The 24,315-nt window shown below is 32.6% G+C and carries 20 protein-coding genes; 4 read left to right on the forward strand and 16 right to left on the reverse strand.

What is annotated here, in order from left to right:
* Positions 1-95: 95 nt before the first annotated feature.
* The 5 genes from ACJAZK_RS06375 to ACJAZK_RS06395 are packed head-to-tail and all read right to left on the reverse strand — an operon-like array spanning position 96 to position 5,297.
* A complete protein-coding gene (locus ACJAZK_RS06375; protein ID WP_415223165.1) occupies positions 96-419 on the reverse strand; it encodes a hypothetical protein in 324 nt (107 codons plus the stop codon).
* A gap of 44 nt (positions 420-463) precedes the next feature.
* Positions 464-1,993 carry a bifunctional GNAT family N-acetyltransferase/carbon-nitrogen hydrolase family protein gene (locus ACJAZK_RS06380; protein WP_415223166.1) on the reverse strand — a complete coding sequence of 510 codons (1,530 nt, stop codon included), beginning with the start codon at positions 1,991-1,993 and terminating at the stop codon, positions 464-466.
* On the reverse strand, positions 1,993-2,970 hold the full coding sequence (locus tag ACJAZK_RS06385; protein ID WP_415223167.1) for a deoxyhypusine synthase family protein: 978 nt from the start codon (positions 2,968-2,970) through the stop codon (positions 1,993-1,995). The genes ACJAZK_RS06380 and ACJAZK_RS06385 overlap by 1 nt, the downstream gene beginning before the upstream one ends.
* The gene (gene speB, locus ACJAZK_RS06390) at positions 2,957-3,907 is read right to left on the reverse strand and encodes an agmatinase (RefSeq protein ID WP_415223168.1); all 951 of its coding nucleotides are present in this window, start codon (positions 3,905-3,907) and stop codon (positions 2,957-2,959) included. The genes ACJAZK_RS06385 and speB overlap by 14 nt, the downstream gene beginning before the upstream one ends.
* Entirely contained in the window at positions 3,900-5,297 is a 1,398-nt protein-coding gene (locus ACJAZK_RS06395; protein ID WP_415223169.1) for an arginine decarboxylase, read from the reverse strand. Before ACJAZK_RS06395 ends, speB begins: the two co-directional genes overlap by 8 nt.
* 554 nt (positions 5,298-5,851) lie before the next feature.
* Between ACJAZK_RS06395 and ACJAZK_RS06400 the strand changes: the two genes are divergently transcribed.
* Together ACJAZK_RS06400 and ACJAZK_RS06405 are read left to right on the forward strand one after the other, a co-directional pair.
* Positions 5,852-6,277 (forward strand): carboxypeptidase-like regulatory domain-containing protein, encoded by a 426-nt coding sequence (locus tag ACJAZK_RS06400; RefSeq protein ID WP_415223170.1) that lies wholly within the window; start codon positions 5,852-5,854, stop codon positions 6,275-6,277.
* A 26-nt stretch (positions 6,278-6,303) separates the two neighbouring features.
* Complete coding sequence (locus ACJAZK_RS06405; RefSeq protein WP_415223171.1) at positions 6,304-7,305, forward strand: transglutaminase domain-containing protein; 1,002 nt, start codon at positions 6,304-6,306, stop codon at positions 7,303-7,305.
* A 16-nt stretch (positions 7,306-7,321) separates the two neighbouring features.
* Here the strand turns inward: ACJAZK_RS06405 and ACJAZK_RS06410 are convergent, their stop codons facing one another.
* The 7 genes from ACJAZK_RS06410 to ACJAZK_RS06440 form a co-directional block, all read right to left on the reverse strand.
* On the reverse strand, positions 7,322-9,619 hold the full coding sequence (locus ACJAZK_RS06410) for a response regulator (RefSeq protein ID WP_415223172.1): 2,298 nt from the start codon (positions 9,617-9,619) through the stop codon (positions 7,322-7,324).
* Between the two features lie 138 nt (positions 9,620-9,757).
* A complete protein-coding gene (locus tag ACJAZK_RS06415; protein ID WP_415223173.1) occupies positions 9,758-10,627 on the reverse strand; it encodes a pseudouridine synthase in 870 nt (289 codons plus the stop codon).
* A gap of 39 nt (positions 10,628-10,666) precedes the next feature.
* Entirely contained in the window at positions 10,667-11,617 is a 951-nt protein-coding gene (locus tag ACJAZK_RS06420; RefSeq protein WP_415223174.1) for a carbon-nitrogen hydrolase family protein, read from the reverse strand.
* Positions 11,618-12,520 carry a geranylgeranylglycerol-phosphate geranylgeranyltransferase gene (locus ACJAZK_RS06425; protein ID WP_415223175.1) on the reverse strand — a complete coding sequence of 301 codons (903 nt, stop codon included), beginning with the start codon at positions 12,518-12,520 and terminating at the stop codon, positions 11,618-11,620.
* A 48-nt stretch (positions 12,521-12,568) separates the two neighbouring features.
* The gene (locus ACJAZK_RS06430; protein ID WP_415223176.1) at positions 12,569-13,498 is read right to left on the reverse strand and encodes a mevalonate kinase; all 930 of its coding nucleotides are present in this window, start codon (positions 13,496-13,498) and stop codon (positions 12,569-12,571) included.
* Between the two features lie 81 nt (positions 13,499-13,579).
* A complete protein-coding gene (locus ACJAZK_RS06435) occupies positions 13,580-14,662 on the reverse strand; it encodes a diphosphomevalonate/mevalonate 3,5-bisphosphate decarboxylase family protein (protein WP_415223177.1) in 1,083 nt (360 codons plus the stop codon).
* Between the two features lie 96 nt (positions 14,663-14,758).
* Positions 14,759-15,292, reverse strand: a complete 534-nt coding sequence (locus ACJAZK_RS06440; RefSeq protein ID WP_415223178.1) for a DUF1697 domain-containing protein — start codon at positions 15,290-15,292, stop codon at positions 14,759-14,761.
* A 142-nt stretch (positions 15,293-15,434) separates the two neighbouring features.
* On the opposite strand from ACJAZK_RS06440, the gene ACJAZK_RS06445 reads away from it, so the two are divergent.
* Positions 15,435-17,684 (forward strand): response regulator, encoded by a 2,250-nt coding sequence (locus ACJAZK_RS06445; RefSeq protein WP_415223179.1) that lies wholly within the window; start codon positions 15,435-15,437, stop codon positions 17,682-17,684.
* On the opposite strand, the gene ACJAZK_RS06450 is transcribed toward ACJAZK_RS06445, so the two are convergent.
* Entirely contained in the window at positions 17,665-18,891 is a 1,227-nt protein-coding gene (locus ACJAZK_RS06450; RefSeq protein WP_415223180.1) for an NAD(P)/FAD-dependent oxidoreductase, read from the reverse strand. The two genes, ACJAZK_RS06445 and ACJAZK_RS06450, sit on opposite strands and share 20 nt — an antisense overlap.
* Positions 18,888-19,574: a glycerophosphodiester phosphodiesterase gene (locus ACJAZK_RS06455; protein ID WP_415223181.1), complete on the reverse strand. Its 687-nt coding sequence runs from the start codon at positions 19,572-19,574 to the stop codon at positions 18,888-18,890. The genes ACJAZK_RS06450 and ACJAZK_RS06455 overlap by 4 nt, the downstream gene beginning before the upstream one ends.
* A 123-nt stretch (positions 19,575-19,697) precedes the next feature.
* Here ACJAZK_RS06455 and ACJAZK_RS06460 point away from each other — a divergent pair, with 123 nt between their 5' ends.
* Positions 19,698-20,507, forward strand: coding sequence for a hypothetical protein (locus tag ACJAZK_RS06460; protein WP_415223182.1), 810 nt, complete (start codon positions 19,698-19,700; stop codon positions 20,505-20,507).
* Between the two features lies 1 nt (position 20,508).
* On the opposite strand, the gene ACJAZK_RS06465 is transcribed toward ACJAZK_RS06460, so the two are convergent.
* Both ACJAZK_RS06465 and ACJAZK_RS06470 read right to left on the reverse strand, forming a co-directional pair.
* Positions 20,509-21,186, reverse strand: a complete 678-nt coding sequence (locus ACJAZK_RS06465; RefSeq protein WP_415223183.1) for an ion channel — start codon at positions 21,184-21,186, stop codon at positions 20,509-20,511.
* A 9-nt stretch (positions 21,187-21,195) separates the two neighbouring features.
* Positions 21,196-24,309 carry an efflux RND transporter permease subunit gene (locus ACJAZK_RS06470; protein ID WP_415223184.1) on the reverse strand — a complete coding sequence of 1,038 codons (3,114 nt, stop codon included), beginning with the start codon at positions 24,307-24,309 and terminating at the stop codon, positions 21,196-21,198.
* Positions 24,310-24,315 lie beyond the last annotated feature (6 nt).

A 24,315-nucleotide genomic window follows, 5' to 3' on the forward strand; every position in this document is an offset into this window, starting at 1 on the left:
ATATTTTATACAGTCGCTTAGATCAAATTAGTTTTTAAACAAACATTTTAAATTATATTGTGAGCGGTAGAATCAAAAATAATCTTAAAAATTAATCATACAAAATCATCTTCCTCAGCTGCTTCCATATCTGGATCTTGTACTGCCTCCGAATCATCCTCTTCAAAATCTTCATAATCCTCTACGTCATAATTCTCCATTGTGAGTTCCAGTTTTGTACTCACTCTGACAAGATACTTTGTATCTTCTGTTATGACTTCCACAGCCTCTACGAGTTCATTCTTAGCATTCTTAAATGATATGATATTATCATCATCATATCCGTGAGGATACTTTTGCACTAATAAAGCTAGAATTTCTGGAGTTAATTTTTTAAAATCAACGATAACTCGTTTTAAGTTTGCGTCTTTGTGTTTCATTTCTTAATTTAATAGTTGGGGCTAATTTATGTTAAATATACTACTTATTCTTTTACTCTTATAACGTCATAAACATCTTTTCTTCTATCTTTTAAATTTTTAACCGCACCAAAAGAGTGTAATTCTCTTAACAAACTCAAATCAACATCTGCAACCAATATCATTTCTGTATTTGTAGTCGCTTCTGCCTTTATACCATTACTTGGAAAAGAAAAATCACAAGGTGTAAATACAGCCGACTGCGCATATTGAATATCCATATTATTCACATTGGGGAGATTACCGACACTACCAGCAATAGCAACATAACATTCATTTTCAATCGCTCTAGCTTGCGCGCACAAACGCACTCGCGAATATCCATTTTGAGTATCTGTTAAAAACGGAACAAATAATATGTCCATACCTTCGTCTGCTAATAACCTTGATAATTCTGGGAATTCTGAGTCATAACAAATCAAAATACCAATTTTGCCTGCATCTGTTTCAAACGTTTGCAATTTATGACCTCTTTGCATTCCCCAAATTTTAGCTTCATCTGGAGTCACATGAATTTTCTCATAACGCTCTAAACTGCCGTCTCTACGACATAAATAACCTATATTAAACAACTTATCATCGATAAGCTCTGGCATACTACCTGTTATGATATTTATATTATATGAAATAGATAATTGTTGCATTTTTTCAACGATCACCTTTGTATATTTTGCTAATTCTCTAATCGCGTCTGGCTCGTGCATGTGATTATACTTCGCCATTAATGGAGCATTAAAAAACTCTGGAAATAACGCAAAATCTGATCTATATGCCGCTACACTATCTACGAAATACTCAACTTGCTGCATGAGTTCTTCTAGGCTATTGTAGGTCCGCATTTGCCACTGAATTAAGCCCAATCGAACAACTGTTTTTACTGAACCTGCTTTTTTGCTTTTTTTGGTATAATAAATATTATCCCACTCCATTAAAACTGCATATTCATTGGATGCAGTATCACCTTCTAGATAGCCTTTTAAAACTCGAACTGGATGAAAATCGTTAGATATTTGAAAATTTAAAACGGGATCATGAATTTCCTTACGTTTTACTTTTTCTATATATTCTTTTGGTGTCAGTTCTTTATGCTTGTGATAATTTGGCATTCTACCGCCAAAAACGATTCCTTTTAGGTTTAAGTTTTCACAAATCTCTTTTCTATAATCATAGAGGCGTCTTCCTAAGCGTAATCCTCTATATTCAGGTTTTATAAAAACATCTATTCCATAGAGAACATCACCTTCACTATCGTGATTATTAAACGAATCACCATTAATAATATCTGCATAGGTGTGATTATCATCAATTTTATCATAATCAACAATAAGTGATAATGCACAACCTGCAATGTTACCATCAATTTTAATGACCACTTGACCTTTAGGGAAAATATTAGTCAAGCGTTCAATATGATGCTTTTTCCAATACGAATTTAAAACACCTCCATAAGACTCTAGAGTTGCCGATTTTAATTCTTCAAAATCATCAACCGTTAAGTATTTTAATTCTATATTTTCAATTTTATGCTCTTCCATTATAAATCTAAGAGGTAAGCAAAAATTAATGGTGCTACAATAGTCGCATCACTCTCAATTATAAATTTTGGGGTATCGATATCTAATTTTCCCCAAGTTATTTTTTCGTTTGGCACAGCCCCAGAGTAGGACCCATAACTTGTTGTAGAATCACTAATCTGACAGAAATAACTCCAAAATGGTGTCTCTGGACGCTCCATATCTTGATACAACATTGGCACAACACAAATAGGAAAGTCGCCAGCAATACCGCCTCCAATTTGGAAGAAACCAATTCCTTTTTTTGAATTATCTGTATACCAATCTGCTAAAAAAGTCATGTACTCAATTCCAGACTTCGTAGTGCTAGCTTTCAGTTCACCCTTAAGTACGTAGCTTGCAAAGATATTACCCATGGTACTATCCTCCCAACCTGGGCAAACAATAGGTAAGTTTTTTTCTGCAGCTGCGTACATCCATGAATCTTTTAAATCAATTTCATAGTGCTCTTCTAATACACCTGAAAGCAAAAGTTTATACATGTATTCATGCGGAAGGTATCGTTCGCCTTTAGCTTCGGCATCCATCCAAATCTTAACAATGTGTTTTTGAATTCTACGGAAAGCTTCTTCCTCTGGAATACAGGTATCTGTCACACGATTTAAGCCTTTCTCCAACAAATCCCATTCGTCTTGTGGCGTTAGATCACGATAATTTGGGACACGTTTATAATGTGAATGTGCGACTAGATTCATGATATCCTCTTCTAAGTTTGCACCTGTGCAGGAAATGATATGAACTTTATCTTGACGAATCATTTCTGCAAAAATCTTACCTAATTCTGCAGTACTCATGGCACCAGCAAGCGATACAAGCATTTTTGCACCAGAATTTAACTGATCTTCATATCCCTTTGCTGCATCAACCAAAGCTGCTGAATTAAAGTGTAGATAATACTTTTCTATAAATTGTGAGATTGGCCCTTTATTGATTGTCATCGTCATCGTCATTGTTAAATTTAGAAACCTTATTAGAATTCCCTTTTGATTCGTTAATATTATTGTCGAAACCGTCGTCCGTATTTTCGTTTAAGAACTTATAAGTTAGCATTTTATAATACAACTTTGCTGCTAGAAAATCTGAAGATTTTTCTTTTGGGTTTGGACACAATTCAACAATATCAAAACCTACCACATTCTTTTCTTCAAATACTTGACGCAAAAACTCAATAGTCTCATACCAAAGTAATCCTCCAGGCTCTGGAGTACCTGTTGATGGCATAATTGAGGGATCAAAAGCATCTAAATCAAACGTAATATAGACATTATCTGTCATTTGTTCTATTGCAGAATCCATCCAAGAACCATCCTCTGCCATCTCATGAGCAAAATATGTTTTTTCCTTATCCATTACGGTCGTTTCCATAACATCCATGCTACGAATCCCAACTTGAATTAAATTTGTAGTTTGGCTAGCTTGATAAACAGCACAAGCGTGATTGTACTTACTACCTTCATATTCCTGACGTAAATCGGCATGTGCGTCAATTTGCAAAACGGTTAGGTCATCAAAACACTCATTAAATGCTCTTATCGTTCCAATTGAAATAGAATGTTCTCCACCAAAAGTCGTTACAAATTTATTACGCTTGATATATTTTTTAGTGATTTGATGTACCTCATCCACCATTTTTTCTGGCGAAGTATTTTCAGTAATAGCATCTGCCAGAAATACACCTTGTTTATACACTTCTGTTTCAGTCTCGATATCATAGAGCTCCATGTTTTCCGAAGCATTTAAAAAAGCCTCTGGCCCTTTGTCTGCTCCTTTTTGCCATGTACTTGTGCCATCATAAGGCACGGGAATTAAGACAATCTTAGAACTGTCTAGTTTAGCATAATGCTCTTCGATTCCTGCGTAAGTTTTATTATTCATTATAACCTAAAATTTTAAGTAAATCTTCACTTTTTTGTTGTTCACTAAATAATTTTGTGGTGATGTTTCCGTCATCATCCTTTTGTATTAAAATATGCTTTGGCGAAGGGACTAAACAATGTTGTAAACCTCCAAATCCACCAATAGTTTCTTGATAAGCTCCTGTATTAAAAAACCCAATATAGAGTGGTTTCTCTTTATTGTACTTAGGAAGATAAATAGCATTCATATGCTGTTCACTATTGTAGTAGTCATCACTATCACAAGTTAAGCCTCCTAAAAGCACACGCTCATAACTCTCATGCCAACGATTAATTGGCAGCATAATAAAGCGTTTATTAATGGCCCAAGTATCTGGCAATGTTGTAATGAAAGAGGAGTTAATCATATTCCATTTTTCGCGATCATTTTGTTGTTTTTGATATAAAATTTCATAAATCGCTCCTCCACTTTCTCCTACTGTAAAACTACCAAACTCAGTAAAAATATTTGGTACCTCGACCTCTTCCTCTTCACAAACTGTTTTGATTTGATTGACAATCTCATCAACCATATACGCGTAATCAAAATCGTAAACCAATGAGTTTTTTATAGGAAAACCGCCTCCAATATTTAAACTATCTAATGATGGACAAATCTTTTTAAGACTTGTATAAACTTTTAAGCATTTTGTAAGTTCATTCCAATAGTACGCATTATCACGAATGCCTGTATTGATAAAAAAGTGAAGCATTTTAAGTTTGACTTTTTTATTATTCTGTATTTGATTTCTATAAAAAGGAACAATATTCTTATACCCAATACCTAACCTTGAAGTATAAAACTCAAATTTCGGGTCTTCTTCTGAGGCTATCCTAATTCCCACATTGAAATTTCCTTTTATTTCTTCGGAAAGCAAATCTATCTCCTCGTAATTATCAATGATAGGAATCGAGTTCTTATGACCATTATTAATTAATCTAGCAATATTAGTTACATACTGAGCACGCTTAAACCCATTGCTTATAATAAATGTATTATCTGTGATCTTACCTTCGGCCTTTAAACGTTCTACAATATCAATATCAAAAGCGGAAGAAGTTTCAATATGAATATCATTTGTCAAAGCTTCATCAAGCACGTGCTTAAAGTGAGAGCTTTTTGTGCAATAACAGTAATTGTATTTTCCTTTATAGTTATTCTTCTCTATGGCATCTGCAAACCATTTTTTGGCGCGATTGATATTATTAGAAATTTGGGGTAAATATGTAAACTTCAAAGGTGTCCCATATTGCTCTACTAGTTCCATAAGATTAATATCATGGAATTCTAAAGTTTTATTTTTAAGTTTAAACTCTTCTTGAGGAAAATCAAAAGTTTGATTTACCAAGTCAATATACTTTGTATTCATTTTTATTTTTAAAAAAAGTTATCTATAAATTGTGAGGGTCAACACCATATTAAGTCAATAAAAACTTAATAAAATAATAATGACGTATCGTCATTTTGGCATCAAAAAAACTTAATAAAAAAGAAAGCTCATACCTGCAGTTGAGGATGAGTCGTAGGAATAAAGCCAAACAGATGTTGGCTCATGACGATAAAGTAAGCGGAAGTTAGCTCTAAAATTTGGTTACTTAATCTATAAGCTGCTTTTGAATATGACTTCCTAATTTTCAAAAACCCAAACGTATAAACATTGTTCAATTTGTTCAGCTATGTGCCTGGCTTATTAGACTTTAATTACTCTAAAAGCAATACAAATTTAATTTATTTTTTGATATGTTTTACATTTTACTTTTTTTTTTGAATTTTTTTTTAAGTCTATTAATTATTTAATCTTTAATTTTATAGTAGACTCATTTAAAAGCGGTTTTCACTAAGTCAAACGTCTTATTAACTCAATCTAGTTAGTAAATCGTTTTAAGCGTGCGTAAATTTGATGCAAACAAAACATATATAATTATGAAAGCACTAACCATTAAAAACATTGCACAAGCCTTAAGTTTTATGACTATAGCAATATTTGCTACACTTATATCCAATCCTGTGTATGCACAATCGCAAAATGTTGCTACCGCTATTAATGCGGACCAACAATTAACTGTTAAAGGAAAAGTAAGTGATGACAAAGGACCATTACTAGGCGTTAATATTGTACTTAAAGGTAGTAAAATTGGTATTATTACAGATAAAAATGGAGAATTCACATTTCCGGAGTCATTAAGCTCTGGCGATATTTTGGTATTTAGCTACTTGGGATTTGAAAAACAAAACATTACAATTGACGCTAAAACAACGTATATCAATTTATTAATGTCGTCTGATCTTGTTGAAATGATGGGTGCGCCAAATGCCAGCAAACCCTATAAATCGAAGCGTTCAAATTAAAGTTTAATTATACGTATTATATACATATGAGATATCTCTTGCTCTTTATCGTTGCATTTCCATCTCATGCTCAAATATCTGACTTTGATCATATTGATTTTTCAAAAGCAGATCAAGCAGCATTGTCATGCAAAAATGAAGGACTTAATAATATGCCTATGCTCGCTTACAACCTAACATCACACTTAGATACTGATGCTGAGCGTTTTAGAGCCATTTATATGTGGGTTTGTCACAATATTGCAAATGATTATACTCTTTACCTAAGAAACAAACGCAAAAGAAATAAATATCAAAATGATAGTATCAAGCTCAAAACTTGGAATGATCGCTTTAAAAAAGAGGTCTTTCGTAAGCTTTTAAAACAAGAAAGAACCATTTGCACAGGCTATGCCTATATTGTACAAGAGCTCTCTAAATTAGCTAATTTAAATTGTGAGATTGTTCATGGTTATGGCAAAACTAGCATGACAGATATTGACAAACTTGATCCTCCCAACCATTCCTGGAATGCTGTAAAATTGGATAAAAAATGGTATTTATGTGACCCAACATGGGCAAGTGGTATACCTGACCTTAGTACCAATATTTTTAGATTTGACTATAATGATGGGTACTTTCTATCTAATCCTAAACTATTTATAATTAATCACTTTCCAAAAGACCAAAAATGGACTCTTTTAGAGAACGAAGTCCACTCATTTAATGATTTCCTAACAGCACCTATTCTCTATGGTAAGGCATACAAAAACCTAAACGAACACAAAATTCCAAAACAAATGCATCAATCATTGCATAAAAATGAAGTAGTAAGATTTATATATCAACTTAAAAAAACCATTGATATAAAAAGTATTCATTTTTTAATTGACGATGGATTTACTAATAAAAAGATAAAGCCCAACTCTATTACCATAGACAACCAATCACTTCAATTAGAATATCAATTTAACTCCAATGGATTTTATGATCTACATCTCTATATTAGTGATGATTTGATTTCTACTTATACATTTAGTGTTAAATAGCAATCCTATTAATTGATTAAGCTAATTTTCTTAATTCATCTTTCACTTGTGGTGATAGATTAGCAATAATCGTCTTTTTAAAAAGGTCTATATCGTAAGGCTTCAAAATTATATCATTCATTCCACAATCAAAAATTTGATACTTCTGTTCCTCTATTTCAACTGCAGTTAGCGCAATTATAGGTATGAATTTATTAAACGTTCTAATCTCTTTTGTAGCCTCAATTCCATTTTTTACAGGCATATTAATATCCATTAGAATCAAATCATATGAAAATTGTTTTGCTAGGGTAACAGCTTCTTCTCCATTTTGCGCTATTTGACAGACAACATCTGCTTGTTCGAGAATCCTTTTTGTAACAGTTTGATTAATACGATTGTCCTCAACGATAAGAATACGTTTACTTATTAATTGTTTGAAATCTAAAATTGGTATAGGTTTCTTTTCAGATTCAGACGCTACTTTGATTTCTAAATCAAATTGAAATGTGGTGCCCTTTCCAATTTCACTCGTGACCATAATGGAACCTTTACCTTGTTCCACTAATTTTTTTACAATTGATAATCCTAAGCCTGTTCCCTGATACATTCTTGAACCTAATTCTGATTCAATTTGAGTGAATTCATTAAAAATTTCTTTGAGTCTATGCTGCTCAATTCCTGGACCTGTATCACTAATAATAAATTGAAGCTTTACCATATTACCTGTGTGTTCAATAGCTTTTATATCTAAACTAATCACTCCTTTTTCAGTAAACTTACAAGCATTACCAATTAAATTCATAAAAATTTGAGACAACCTAACGGAGTTACCTTTAAGTAATAAAGGGACATCTTTACTTATAGTAATCTCTATTTTGTTTTCATGCTGTAGCCTTATATACTCAAAGGAGGATATAATCGTAGCCGAAAGATCTTCTATATTAAAAGTAACTTCCTCATCTGTAAAACTATGGTTATCAATTTTATTAATGTGCAGTAAATCATTTACAAGCGCTAAAAGATAATTAGCAGAAAATTTTAATGATTTTAAATCGTTTTCATGTTTTTTTAAATCTTTGTTTTCCAATAGTATTGAACTGAGACCAATAACGCCATATAATGGGGTTCTCAACTCATGACTTACTGTCGCGAAAAACTTGGCTTTTGCCTTTATGAGTTCGTCACTTTGCATTTTGGCTTCTAAATATAGAGCGTTTTTATCCTCTAAATGTTTTATTAAAACCTTACGCTTAATATTTGACTTATAAGTCTGTGCAAATATGATAGAGATAGATATAAGAGCACCCAATACAACAAAAAGTACGAAACCCCTATCCTCAGCCTGATGCTCCAATCGTTCTTTTTCGAGCTCTTTAGATTGTATTTGCTCTTTATAACGAGCTATACGAGTACTTGATTTTACTGCATCAATGGTTTGATTGTCGTCATCTTTCGCCTTCTTATCTGTATAAAATTTAAGCTTTTTGCTAACTTCATAAAGTGTTTTATAATCTTCTTTAAGTTCTAAAGCTTTTATATAGCCTTGATGCCCCTCAATAATACCATCCATCGCCTCTGTACGCTCAGCAATTTTAATATTCTGTTTAAACCGTTCTATAGCCTTTTCTGGCTGATTTAAAAGGACATACAACATGCCTTCATTTCTAAGTTGTCCAGATTTATAGAAAGGATTATCGAGATACTCCAAATACCTAGCTGATTCACTAATGTGATATTGACTATTTTCTATATCTTCATTTTCAATAAAAATTCTAGATACATTATGGTGCATTATAAAAATCCTGGTGGTATCCTTCAAACGTTTTGCAATTTCTAAGCCATCAATATAAGTAGCAATTGCTTTATGCTTATAACCACCTGTGTAGTAGTAGGCATTTGCCAAATTCCCCTTACTAGCCAATATAATGGTACTGTCATTGGAGGCTTCAGCATCTTTTAAAGATTTCAAAAACATCGCTTTTGCATTAGCGGTATCCTTAATACGCAGCATGATGTTACCTAGTATACTCCTTGTCTCATGTAGATAAGATTTGTCAGTAATTTTATTTGCCAATAATAAAGCGTTCTCAGCGTACACCAAAGGTGATGCAAAATTGAATTTATAGTGTTCTTTTTTCATCCAAATCAATACTAAATCGATACGCGCTATCATCTCAATCTGAGTAGAATCTTTAGATATTTTTGGTAATTGTTTTGAAATTTCAAAATTAGATATATCCGTTGTGGTATCGTCTGCATATTCTGATTGAGCATGCACTGATATAAACATAAAGAAATAGAGGAGACAAACAATCTGAGTTGAAATTTTCATAGTAGGTCATACAATTGAAGGCCTAATATACAAAAATACATCGATAAATGGTATAAATATCTGTTTATCAGTAATTATGTGACAGTAAAGTCACTTAGTATTAAGATATTCTGTTGATAAGTAGGTTGTTAACTTTTATTACAACATCTGTAAGGTATTGATCTCTTGCGTTGTTAAATGTTTCCAGTGACCACGAGGTAAATCTTTTTTAGTCAAGTGACCTATTTGCACGCAATCGACACGTACGATTTCATATTTTAAATAATCAAAAATAGTATGTAAAATAGTGTTCCCTGTATTTTTAATTTTAAGCCCTATTTGAGTTTTAGGAGCGCCATCAATATAACTAATTTCTTCTACTGCTACAAGTTTACCCATCGGCTTAATCCCCTCTTGAATTTTCTTAAAATCCTCATGTTTCAAATCTTTATCCAATTCAATTTGAAATAATCGAGATACACCAGTTTTAGAATTAGTGAATTTTTTTACAATCAAATCATCATTAGTAAACAACAATAATCCAGTTGAACCTCTACCTAATCTTCCTATTGGTTTTATACGAGCAGTTGTCGAATTAGCTACAAGATCCATCACTGTTTTACCTTTACTATCACTTGTTGTTGTGGCAAAACCTTTAGGTTTATTTAGCAGCACATATGTTTTTTTCTCTGGGTTTATACGTGCTCCATCAAAACGAACATCGTCCTCAAATTTCACTTTGTAGCCCATTTCATTAATAACCTTACCGTTTACCGTAACACTACCAACAGCAATATGCATATCTGCGTCTCTACGAGAACAAACACCAGAATTTGCAATGTATTTATTTAATCTAATTTCATCAGGATTAGAAGGTCTCTTTGGTGCCGAAGATGTAACTATCTTTTTCTTAATAGGAGCCTGTTCACGAGCAAAACTTTTCCCTTTCGCATCACTACGCCCTTTACTTGATTTTTTATTAGTAGGCTTATTACTTCCTTTTCCCGACTTTCCTTGCTGTTTGCTCATGATATGTAAATTTTCCGCAAAGGTAGCATATTAGTTGAACTAATCTACAAATTTAATCGTAGATTGACGTTCTCTATTAACCGATAATTGTGTGACATCTGGTCTTGAATAATGCCCTACAGGATCAAAATTCTGTCGTTCTTCTAACACACGGTTAAAATCTATAGTGTGATAAATCAATCCTTCTTTAAGCAAAACAGGTTCTACCAACCATTCTCCATCGGGTCCTGCAATGCAGCTTCCGCCATTGGCTAGAACCTTAGGTGACCTTTCTAATATTGTATCTAAATGTGGTGTTGACTCAGGAAAATCTTTCGAAAACATCAAACACGATACAGAAATCACATAAGAGCGAGATTCTCTAGCAATAAAACGCGTAATATCTTTAGTATTATGATCGCTTCCTGGCCACACAGCAATATGTAAATCCTCACCTAACCCATAAAGTGCTGCTCTAGGTAAAGGCATCCAATTTTCCCAACAATTTAAACCGCCAACGGTAAAATCTTTAAGTGGATGCACCTGCAAACCATTACCATCGCCTGGAGACCAAGTAAGACGTTCATCATATGTTGGTTGCAATTTTCTGTGAACAGATTGAATAATTCCTTCTTGATTAATGTATACTAATGACGCGTAAATACTATGACCACCACGATCTTCCGGACGCTCTATGACACCCAAATAAATTGCCATTTCATGCTTTTTTGCCAATTTACAAACATCCTCTAAATCTCCCTTTTCTATCGTAATTGAGTTTTTAACATAATGCGCATGTAACTCTTTGTTCACTTTAGTATTCCACTCTGATCCTCCCGTCAAAGACAACCAAAACGGATATCCTGGAACTAATCCTTCTCCAAAGACAATGAGTTCTGCGTTTTCTATTGAGGCTTCATTGATCGCATTTTCAACCTTTTTGAGTGTTTCACTTTTATTCAACCACACTGGTGATATTTGAGCTAAAGCAACTTTAAGTTTATGATTCATTTAGATTCGGTTTAAAACAACATTGACATTAATTAAGACAATACAAAACACACCAGCTACAATAATAAATTTCAAAATATTATGCAGTATCAAAAAGTGAGTTTTCGTTTTTGATATCCAAAGTAGTATTAGAAAAACTAATAGCAAGATTATAGAAAGGTAAAAAAACAAATACATATGACCTACATCATAGGAAGTGAGCACTAAATACAAAGGAATGCTAGTTAGTGTGATCAAAACCGTCAACATGATTTTTGACGCGTTTTCGCCATAAACAATAGGTATCGTTTTATAATTAAGTAATAAATCGCCTTTAAGATTCTCTAAATCTTTCGTCAATTCACGCATTGAAATCATTAAAAACAAGAAAACTGCGTGTACAAAAATCACCGATTCAAAGTTTTTATAATATAAGAAAATAGCAAAAAACGGTAGTATTGTTAACACAGCAGACGTTAGGTTCCCAATAAAAGGAAGCTTTTTCAACTTATGAGAATAAAACCATATTCCGAAGATATAAAAGGAGAAAAACAATACTGCACCAAAAGAGACATAACTCGCCATAATGACTGCTGAAAAATTGAGTACAAAATAAAATGAGAGTTTCGTATTTTGACTCAATAATCGGTCAAGTTGAGACTTATTAGGCCGATTTATTAAGTCTTTTTCAGAATCATAAAAATTATTGATGATGTATCCAGCAGCTATTGTTGCTGCAGATGCTAATACAAGCATCAACAAATTAAGATCAAAAAGAACTTCTTTAAGTGTTTTGTCGTGTGCCAAAATATAGACAGATGTCAAATATTGAGCAATAACAATAACAAGAATGTTATAACCACGAACAACAGAAAACATGCTAAAAAACTTAAGTAGAATGTGTTTCTGTTTTCGATTAAACATAAAAAAAAAATTGATGAAATCCTGAATAAAGCTAAGTAAGAAAGAGCATTAGAAGTTATAAACCACTTCTAACTTGTAATCTTTTAGAGCTTGTCTTGCAGTATCGATATCTTCAGTAAAGCCCAATATATAACCTCCTCCTCCTGATCCACAAAGTTTAAGATAGTATTCGTTGGTTTCGATTCCTGTTTTCCAAAGCTCATGAAATTGCGGAGGAATCATAGGTTTAAAGTGATTAAGTACCACTTTAGACAATTGCTTTGTGTTTTTGAATAATGATTTAACATCACCTTTTAAGAAATCATCTACACAAGCATCTGTATGCTTGATAAACTGATTTTTAAGCATACTTCTGAACCCTTCTTGCTTCATGTTTTCCATAAAAATATGAACCATAGGAGCTGTTTCTCCAATAATGCCTGAGTCTAATAAAAACACAGCTCCCTTACCATCGGCTTGTTGAGCTGGAATACCTGTAGCTTCAATATTATCTTGAGAATTAATTAAAATTGGAATACTCAAATAGCTATTTAATGGGTCTAATCCCGAGGATTTTCCATGGAAAAACGATTCCATTTCAGAAAATATGGTTTTCAGTTTTAATAGTTTTTCTCTCGTCAAATTTTCTAAAACTGTTATTTTATCATATGCATATTTGTCATAAATAGCAGCAACCAAGGCACCACTGCTCCCTACACCATAACCTTGAGGAATTGAAGAATCAAAATACATTCCTGCTTCCACATCACTAGCTAAAGTCCCTAAGTCAAAAACCACTAATTTCGCCTCAATATTTTGTAAGTAAGACACAAAGCGTCCTAGGCTTTCATTTGACTTTATAGCCTCTTGCGACGGATTTTCATCGGTCTTTAAAGCACCATTATAAAAATTATAAGGGATAGATAATCCTTTTGAATCTTTGATGATTCCATATTCACCAAAGAGTAAGATTTTAGAGTAAAAAAGAGGTCCTTTCATATTTTGCGGGCAATACCTTTAACAAATATACGTATTATTCTGTTATTTGGTTTAAAACCAATAGTTAATAGCGTTATAAATCTATAAAATTAATTGTGCACCAAAGCCAATTTGGTCACTAATATAATGTCCATTTTGACAATAAGTAATTAATTCCTTTTTAATGAATTCCATAACAGTCTCTTTTTCGTTTTCAGGATATAAGACGTGAACATTGGCTCCTGCATCTAAAGTAAAACAGATTTTAGAATTGGTTTTAGTTCTATAAGCCCAAATGCTATTAATAATTTCTAAGGTATTTGGTTTCATCAAAATAAAATAAGGCATACTCGTCATCATCATAGAATGTAGCGTTAATGCCTCACTTTCAACTATTTTGATGAACCCATCTAAATTTCCAGTTTTGAAAATTGAAATTAGCTTAGACATATTCTCATGAGCTTGTTCAAAACGCCTTGTAGCATATGGATGATTGTGCATCAAATCATGACCAACAGTACTACTTACCTGCTTTTCGCCTTTATCAACTAAAAGAATCGTGTCTTGATAGTTTTTAAAATTTTCGTGAACATCATGTAGATATTTAATTCCATATAAATCAGAACTACCGACAATCTCTTGATGTGTTCCCCAAACAATCAAATCACCGTCAATACTTCGACAAGCGCTTCCTGAACCTAAACGTGAGAGGAATGATGCTTTTTGGTTAAAATGTGCATCAGAAACATCATTTGAAAGCTGTTTTTCAATACTCATTAAACACAACGCCAAAGCACTCATACCTGATGCTGATGAAGCAATACCAGAACTATGCGGAAATGAATTAGACGTTTCAATCTTGAAATGATACGCTTTTAAAAACGGTAAATATCCTTCAATACGTTTGAAAAACATTTCTATTTTTGGCTTAAAATCGTCCTTCTGTTCACCATCTAAAAACACATCGAAAGAGAACTCTTCATTCTCATCTTTTTCAGAAAAACTAAGCGTCGTGGTTGTTTTACAATAATCTAGAGTAAAGCTAACCGACGGGTTTTCTGGAATTTGATATTCCTTTTTTCCCCAATATTTTACGAGAGCTATATTACTTGGTGATGACCAAGTGAAACTTCCGCTTACTAGAGTTTTTGAATAGGGTTTTGAAATGAAATCTTTTTCAGTCATGTATAATATTACTTCTACGACAAAGACTGTCTAAAACAGACTTTTAAAAATTGTTAATATATATTTTGCAAAAATAAGCAATATCTATTGGTCTTTTTAATTTTCCGAAGACATTGCAATTAACTTTGCTATTGTTTTAAAGTTACGCGAGGTGGCTTTTACATTTAGTTTTTTCTCAAACGAATTCATATTAAATTTTGAATTACCATAACCAACGGAAGAATAAAAATAAATACAATCATTAATGATATGAAATACTTCGTTATCATGAGTGATTTTTATCACCTCTTCTACTAATTCTACATTTGGGATTCCACTGAGTAAAACGAAATAACTATTTTCCTTTTTTTCTTCGGAAAACGGGCAAGCATCAAAAATTCGCTTTAGTTCAACCCTAGTGCTCGCTATAACTGAAACATCAAATCCAAAATGAGCGTGTAGGGCTTCTTTCAGTTTTAATTCAATTTTAGATTTATCTCCTGAAGATTGCACAATAATATGACCACTTTGGATATAGACTCTAATAACTTCAAAACCATTTTTTAAAAGCAATTCACGAAGTTCAATCATCGGTGTCTTTTTATGTCCACCAACATTAACTCCTCGGATTAAAACTATAAAATTTTTCATTTTATGAAGTTTATTTTTTTTGTAATTAACTATTTATCAGTCACCTGTACTGAATCAAACGACTTAAGTTATACTTGAAAAACTTTACTAGTCAAAAAATAGTTAAATTTACGCAACCCTAAGTACTGATTCCCTACTCATAATGCCACTAAAATCCAAAAACCAAACCGCTTACTTTCTTTTATTTTTCCTATTATACAGCTTTGGTCTTTTCTCACAAACAGAAAACACCATAGCACAATCATCCTTCACATTTGATAGCCAAGAGTTAGATCGACTGATAAGCAATGACAGTCTTTATGAAGCCACAGTTTTATTAACCGAATCATTATCTTTTGCTACAAAAAATAATCTCAAATCCTCTGAAGCTAAAATCTATTATAATCTTGGTAAAGTATTTGCTGAGATGGGAAATTACAACAATGCTGAGAGTTATTACTACAGAGCACTATCGATATTTGATTCATTGCAACTGAGTAAACAAAAAGATCTTGTCCTCGGAAGTCTATTGAGAGCATATGCAAACGGTAAATACTATAAAAAATTTGATAGTATTTACCCAATAGCTCAACAGCATTCAAGACTACTTAATAGCGCGCTTCAATTTATAAATCTTGAAAATAAAATAAAAAAACACTACTACAATGTTGAAAACGACAGTCTTTTAGCGACAACTGAGCATGCTATTTCAAAACTAGAAGCCACTGAGTTTAATACTTTAAAATTCTCAAAACAATACAGATCCCCAATACTAAAGAAAAACTTAAAAACATACTTTGAATATCACAACACAATAGCAAAAATAAAATCAGACAATTATGCAAATGAAGGATTTAATCAATTATTAAAAATTGATGAAGATGCGCTCAAAGAGGCACTAAACAAAGAGAATGATAAATACAGAAAACTTGCGACATTTAACTATTACAAATTTTTGTATTTTAAAAACAATGTAAAAAATTTAGATTCCGCAACCAGCTATTTACTAAAATCTGATACTTACAAATACGATGCACTTAGAGATTATGAAAAAAGAAATATAAAAAATAGTGAACTTATTTATAAAATCATAACCACTGAACAGCAATTAGATCTCATAGAAAAAACTCGGGAAAATGAAGCGCAGCTTTCGAAAACGTATTTAATTTCAACCATAACCGTAAGCTTTATATTATTTCTATCTCTTATTATTTTCTTTTTCTATTATAAGGCAAAAAAAAATATAAACATAATTAATAAGGAGCTACAAGACACCAATGATAAACTTATTGCTACCGATAAAGAGCGTTTAGAATTCTTCTCCATACTGAGCCATGAACTTAGAACCCCAATTTATGGCATTAATGGCCTAGCAACACTTATAAAACAAGAAGATGATTTAGAAAAGAAGCAGGAATATTTAAATTCATTGATTTCTTCAAGTAATTATATATCGCTGTTAATTGACAATGTTTTACAAGCCACTAAACTAAGATTTGAAGACAAAAATTTACGTTTAAAGCCTGATAAGATGAATAATCTTATTAAAAATGTAACCAGCACTGTAGAAATAGCAGCTAAAAACAAAGGTTTAAATTTTCATATAGATATTGAAGGATCCAAAGATGATGAGTATATATTGATAGATAAAGTAGCATTTAGTCAAATACTAATTAACCTTGCTTATAATGGCATACGATACACCAAAGAAGGCTCTGTCTCAATTAGTGTAAAAGAGAAAAACAGAACTGCAAACCATGTAACGCTTCTATTTGAAGTAAAGGATACAGGAATAGGCATCGCTAAAGAAAACCGCTCTTTAGTTTTTAATGCCTTTGAAAACAAAACGTTTTTAGATCAAAATAGTCGCGGATCTGGATTGGGACTTTATATTGTAAAGACATTATTGAAAAGTCACAATACAGATATTGATTTTATTTCAGAAAAAGGGAAAGGCTCTACTTTCTTTTTTGAAGCAACATTTGAAATATCGCGCAATTATAAAGAAGATTTAAGCGCTATAAATTCCATACACAACACAGAAGCACATATCCTTGTTGTAGATGATAATAAAATTAATCTACTTATTACCAAAAAGAATATTGAAAAAATAAAAGGTCATACCTGTGAAACTACCTCTAACGGTCGTCAAAGTATTTCTATTGTAAAAGATAAGAATTTTGATTTAATTTTAATGGATATCAATATGCCAGATATGGATGGCTTTGAAGTCACAAAGCATATTAGAATGTTTAATCCTGATATTCCTATTTTAGCCTTAACAGCATTAAACTCTAATGAAATTGAAGAAAAAGCTCAAAAATCAGGCATCAATCAAGTCATTACAAAACCCTATAATTTTGAAGACTTTAGAAATATAATACAATCCTACTCTAATCTACCTCATCACTAATAGACATAGCAAGTGACGAAATATAGGCACCTGACCATGCATTCTGAAAATTAAACCCTCCAGTTATAGCGTCAATATTTAAAATTTCGCCGGCAAAGTATAAGTTTTCGTGAAGCCTACTTTCAAAGGTTTTAAAATTCACTTCTTTTAAACTGACACCACCTGCAGTTACAAATTCTTCTTTAAAAGTACTTTTACCTGTCACATGGAATACTGCTTTAGTAAGCTGAGAGGCTAATTGTTCTACTTGAAATTTGGTAAGGTCTGCCCAACGTGTTTCAGTGGTCATTTGTGATGCTAAAACCAGTTTTTGCCATAGTCGTTTTGGCAATTCAAATTGAGAAGATTTAAGTACTGTTTTCTTTGCTAAATCGTGCTTTAAAGTTTTTAATTGCTCCATACAATCATCCAATGACTGCTTTATAAAATTCACTTCTATTTCAAAATCATAATCACGTTTGGCCAATTCTATGGCTCCAAAAGCAGACAATTTCAAAATAGCAGGAGCACTCATTCCTACATGTGTAATAAGCAATGGTCCTTCACTCCATAAATTTGAACCAACTACTTTCACCTCAACATCCAGAGCTACTACTCCAGGAATATCTTTGATGCGTTCATCTTTAATATCAAAGGTGAATAATGATGGTACAGCTTGTGATATCGTGTGACCTAATTGTTCTAACAATTTCCAAATTTTAGGATTGCTTCCTGTAGCCAGCATTAATTTAGTGGCAGAGAATTCGCCTTGCGAAGTTTCTAAAAGCCAATCTTTGCCTGAATGAATTACAGATTTCAAAGCATGATTATACAAAATATCAACCTTATGCTTTTGAGCTTCTTTTAGAAAACAATCGATGATAGTTTGTGAACTATTAGTAACCGGAAACATTCTACCATCATCTTCAATTTTTAAAGCGACACCTCTGTCTTCAAACCATTGGATAGTATCACCTGTCATAAATTGATGAAAGGGTCCTAATAATTCTTTTTCACCCCTTGGGTAGTTGCGTACTAATTCTGATGGAATAAATTCTGCATGCGTAACATTACATCGTCCACCGCCAGATATTTTTACTTTTTGGAGCCCGCTTTTTCCACGCTCTAAGATGGCAACTTTTAGTTTTGGATTTTGTTCAGCGACATTAATCGCTGCAAAAAAGCCAGCAGCTCCTCCTCCAACTATTATAACATCATAATGGTTCATAGTCTATCTGGATTATCAGAAATTATTGCGTCTACACCATAAGAGATCATACGCTTTATAGATTCATGGTCATTAACAGTCCAAGTAATGACTTTATAACCTTCATTTTGAGCTAACTTCACATTGTCTTTTGATAATAACGCATAATTAGGATGTATAGCATAAGCATTAATGGTTTGAGCAAATTCTAAAGCATCTGTCACACTGGCTTTTGTCAACACGCCTAATCTAAAATTTGGATTAATATTGTAGACGTCTTCAAGTTCGTGATGTTGAAAACTAGAGATTATAAAGTCCTCATTTTTCCATCCTTTTTCTTCTATAAAATTTGTGATTACTTTACAAACGCCACTTGCTGTATCCTTACCTTTAAGCTCAATATTCATAACGCACTTTTTATCAACCACAGCCAAAACTTCATCAAGTGTTGGAATAGAAAATTGCTGCTTGACTTTTAAGACTTTTAATTCACTCAAAGAACATTTCCCTAATTCCCCAGAGCCATTAGTCATTCTATCTAAAGTAAAATCATGAAATACCACCAGCTCGCCAGAAGCGCATTTATGAACGTCAACTTCAATACCGTCAACACCAAGTTCAAGTGCTTTTTCAATGGATTCTATAGTGTTTTCAATAACGTAAGCTTTTGCACCTCGATGACCCATTTTAAGTGGTTTTTTCATAGCGCATAAATGTATAAAATTCAAACATAAAAATATCAACATTATGATTTTTATCAAATCTTTAAGAGTCTAAGCTTTCTAATACGAAGAAAATTTCTTTTATTTAATTTTGAAATACATATTATGAAATTGAATATCTATTTACTCTTATTTACCATACTAATTTCTACATCATGTCATACAGGGAAACTGACTGTGGTTGCCGATTCACCTTCAAGTTTAAAGGAGATTTCAGCTATTGAAAAAACTGTGACCTCTGATCTGTTTTGGGTTATTGAAGATGCTGGCAATAAAAACAATTTATATGGATTAAATGCTAAAGGTGATATTATTAAGGATATTAGTATTGACAATATTCAAAATATCGATTGGGAAGATTTAACGTCTGATGACTCCGGAAATATCTATATTGGTGATTTTGGAAATAACAATAAAGAGCGTAAAAACTTTGCCATATATAAAGTTTCAGATCCAGAAAACACGAATACTAAGGCAACAGCAGGTGTTATTAGTTTTAAACTTCCGAAGAAAATGAAATCTGAAGATTTTGAATCCTTTTTTCTATACAATAATAATTTTTATCTTTTCAGTAAAGACCACAAGGAAACGAAGCTTTTCAAAGTACCAAATATAATTGGTAATCATGAAGCTAGTTACATTTCCGAAGTAAAATTAAAAGGAAAAAACACAAAAGTAACGTCTGCAGATATTAGTGAAGATGGCAAAACAGTTGCTTTATTGAACCATGATAAATTATGGAAACTTACTGATTACACCTCCGACGATTTTTTAAACGGAACAATTGAAGCCATTGAATTTGATCACGATTCTCAAAAAGAAGGCATCAATTTTATCGACTCAAATACTGTTTTAATTACTGATGAAAAAACCAAACATAAAGGTGGAAACTTATATGAATTCAAATTAAACTAGCTTAATCTTTAATATTATAATTACTATGCTGAATATACTTCCCAACTACAACTGCAGTTATAATTACCAAATAAAATTGTCCAATCAGACCAATAAAAACTGACGCTTTCTGGGCAATTGGCGTGATAGGTAAAATATCACCATAACCAATAGTCATTAAAGTAACATAGCTATAGTACATGAGTTGTTCTGTAGTATCCGTATTTACTCCAGGTATACTTACTATTCCTGAAAAAGAATTTGGAGTTATAATTTCAATAGAAAGGCAGAGAAAAAAAGCAAGTAATCCTAATGAAATGTATCCACTTATTACTCCTAAAATAACATTCTTACCTACTATTTTAGCCTTCCATACTTGTTTTATAATTTCAATAGTGACAATAGCAAAGAATATAAAATATGAACCAAGCTTGATGTAACTAAATCTGTGCTCTATTTCTGAATTAATAAAACCCATACTAAACATCACAACAGAAATCACGAGAAACGAAAACATAAAACGAGATAACGTTCTCCTTTTAGCAACTAATAATACTCCAGATGCTATATTGCAAAGTAAGAAGACCGGCATTACCCAATTTTCAAACCATTCAACTGGGATGATAAGGGAGCCAAATAAAATAGACAACTGTGTAAACAGAAATAATTCAAAACGATATGGGTAGAGTCTATCTATCATTTTTAAATATTAATCGTCCATAATAGATTCGTCAAATTCATAGTCTTTGTAATTAACTTTAAACAGGATACTATACAATGATGGAATAAAAAGCAAGGTAATTACTGTACCAAACAATAAACCAACCATAATACTTACAGCCATACCTTCCCACATTTCTCCCCCACTTAGATATAAAGGGATCAATCCTAAAACTGTAGTAAATGTTGCCAATAATATTGGTCTAAAACGTTGCAAACACGCAGCTATAATAGCATCCTGAATAGGTCTCTTAATTTCAGATTCTTCAATTTGAATTCGGTCAATTAAAACAATAGCATTATTAATGACAATTCCCGCTAATGAAATCACACCCAAAAATGGCATAAATCCAAAGGGTTCTTGAAAAATAAGTAAACCTATAACTACTCCTATAATTCCTAAGGGGATAGTTGCCGCTACCATTATTGTTTTTCTGACCGAGTTAAACATAATAATCAAAAGGAGAATAATAATAAATCCAGATAACGGCAAATAACTAATGACTGCTCCCATATTCTCTGCAGTATTTTCTGCATCACCACCAAACTTGTACGTATAACCTTCTGGCCATTGTTGAGAAATTTCTGCCATATATGGTGTCATTTCTTTCATAATGGAAGACGCATTACCTGTCGCATTTAATTCACTGCTCACGTTAATCGTTCTATCTATATCTAAGCGCTTAATTTTTGCATATTGCCATTGTGGTTCTATACTCGCCACTTGAAGTAATGGCACACTTTTACCAGAACTTTGAGAATAAATATTTAAGGTTTCAATGGATGCTAGTGTTTGTTGCTGACTTTCATTACTTCGCATTAATATTGGAATGGATTTATCATCTTCACGATATTCACCAGTTTTAAAACCATCTAAAACCGTTTGTAATGATGTTGCAATATCTGCACTTGTAACGCCAGCCATTTGTGCTTTATTCTGATCGATATTGACAACAAATTTTTTCGTTTTCGGTCCCCAATCATCTTTGATGTTTTTAGTTCCTGAAACCGCTTTTAGTTTTTGCTTCGTTTGTTCTGAAAGCTCAGAAAGGATATCAGGATTATCACCAGAAATCTTTACTTCAATTGGTGTGCCACCTCCACCAGAAGCTAGTAACCCAACTTTAACATCGGCATTTGGGAAACTATTAAAACAATAGTTATCCAATTTCTCTACCATTTCATTATTGTAGATAAAATCGGAGGTATTAATCAAAATATGAGCATAACTTGGATCTGGCTCGTCTGTAGTATATCCTAAATCATAAGACTCTGGTCCTGCTCCAACATAAGATGACCAATCTGATATACCGTTTGGTCTACTGTCATTAACTAATAAGTCTGAAACAATATAGTCCTCAATTCCTTTTATAACATCTTGAGTTGCTTCTATACGAGTGCCTTGAGGCAAATTAACATCTATAGTTACCATATTACGATCACTATCTGGAAAGAAAACAAATGGAATATAACTAAACCCTTTTAAGGATATAAAAAAACATACTACAATGGCTACTAACACCATACGCTTATAAGCAAGAGCAAATAAGATTAAATCTTTATAGTACAACTTTAATTTATTAATAATTCCATCAATAAAGCTTTCCTTTTTTTCTGCTTTTGGTGTCACTTTCAAAAACAGATAACACAATAATGTGATTACGGTCAAGGCTAAAATCCAAGACGATAATAGGGCTAAAGAAATAACGACAAATATAGGACCAACAATATCACCCATTGTAGATTCTGCCATGTAAAAGGCTAAGAAAGCTGCAGAAGTCGTCAAGGTAGAAATTAATAGTGGTGTAAATAATTCGGCACAGGAATCAATAGCTGCTTTTTTAGACTCTATTCCATTTTCCATTTTAACCATGATAGTTTCTGCAACTACAATAGCATTATCTACCATCATCCCTAATGCCATAATTAAAGCTGCAAGTGTGACTTGGTTTAGACCCATATCAATGAGGCCCATGAGCATTAATGTCATAATCGTTACCATAGGAATTAAACTGGCTATAATCCCTCCTGTTCTCAATCCTAAAAACACAAGCATTACAATCAATACAATCGTAATTGCCTGAATTAAATTAACGATAAAAGCACTAATCTTAACATCAATATAAGTATCTAAAGATGATAAACGTTTCAACTCTAACCCAACAGGTAAACGTTTTTCCCACTCGTTAATCACGACATCCATATCAGCACCTAATTGAATAACATTGGCACCTTCTTTTAAGCTCACATGCATAGAAATTGCTTGCTGTCCATTTACGGTCACTAGTTGTTTTGGCGGGTCAATATAATCTTGTCTCACCTTTGTAATATCACCTAAATACACCAACTGTGAGCCATCGCCAACAGGTATTAAAGTTTGCTTAATATCTTTTACTGAATTAAAATTACCTGTAGGTTCCAAAATAATTCGTTCATTCCCTAGATTAACTTGACCACCAGAACTTAAAATGTTTGTTGAGCTAATAATACTTTGTAATTTAGAAGCTGATAAGCCATACTCTTTTAGTCGTGCATTATCAAATTCTATAAATACACGTTCGTCTTGAACACCTCCAACTTCTACTTTGGCAGCCAAATCCAATTTAATAAAGTCATCTTTAATATCATCAATATAATCCTTAGCCTCTGCATAGGTAAAGCCATCTATCACTAAACCAACTGCAATACCAAAGACCTCTCCAATACCATCATCATTTAAGTTGGGTGTGACGCCTGATGGCAAGCCTTTAATCTGAGTTAATTTTCGTCGTAACCGATCCCAAACAGCTTGCAGTTCTTCTGGCTTAACCTGTTCTTTAAGTTCTACAGTAACCACAGACAAACCTGAACGTGACGTACTCGTAACTTCTTTTAACTCTGGTATTTCTTGTACAGTTTTTTCAACTTTATCAGTAACCAGTAACTCAACACGCTCTGGACTAGATCCTGGAAATGAAGATACGATGGTTGCAACTCTTACAGTATAAGGTGGCATACTATCTCGTGATAAAGATTGGTAAAACACCATACCCAGAATCATTATTGTAAAAAGAACTATAAACGTAATTCGGTTTCTATTAATGGAAAAGGCTGCTAAATTCATTGCTAT

The sequence above is a fragment of the Psychroserpens sp. genome (assembly GCF_047633235.1).
GTDB lineage: Bacteria > Bacteroidota > Bacteroidia > Flavobacteriales > Flavobacteriaceae > Psychroserpens.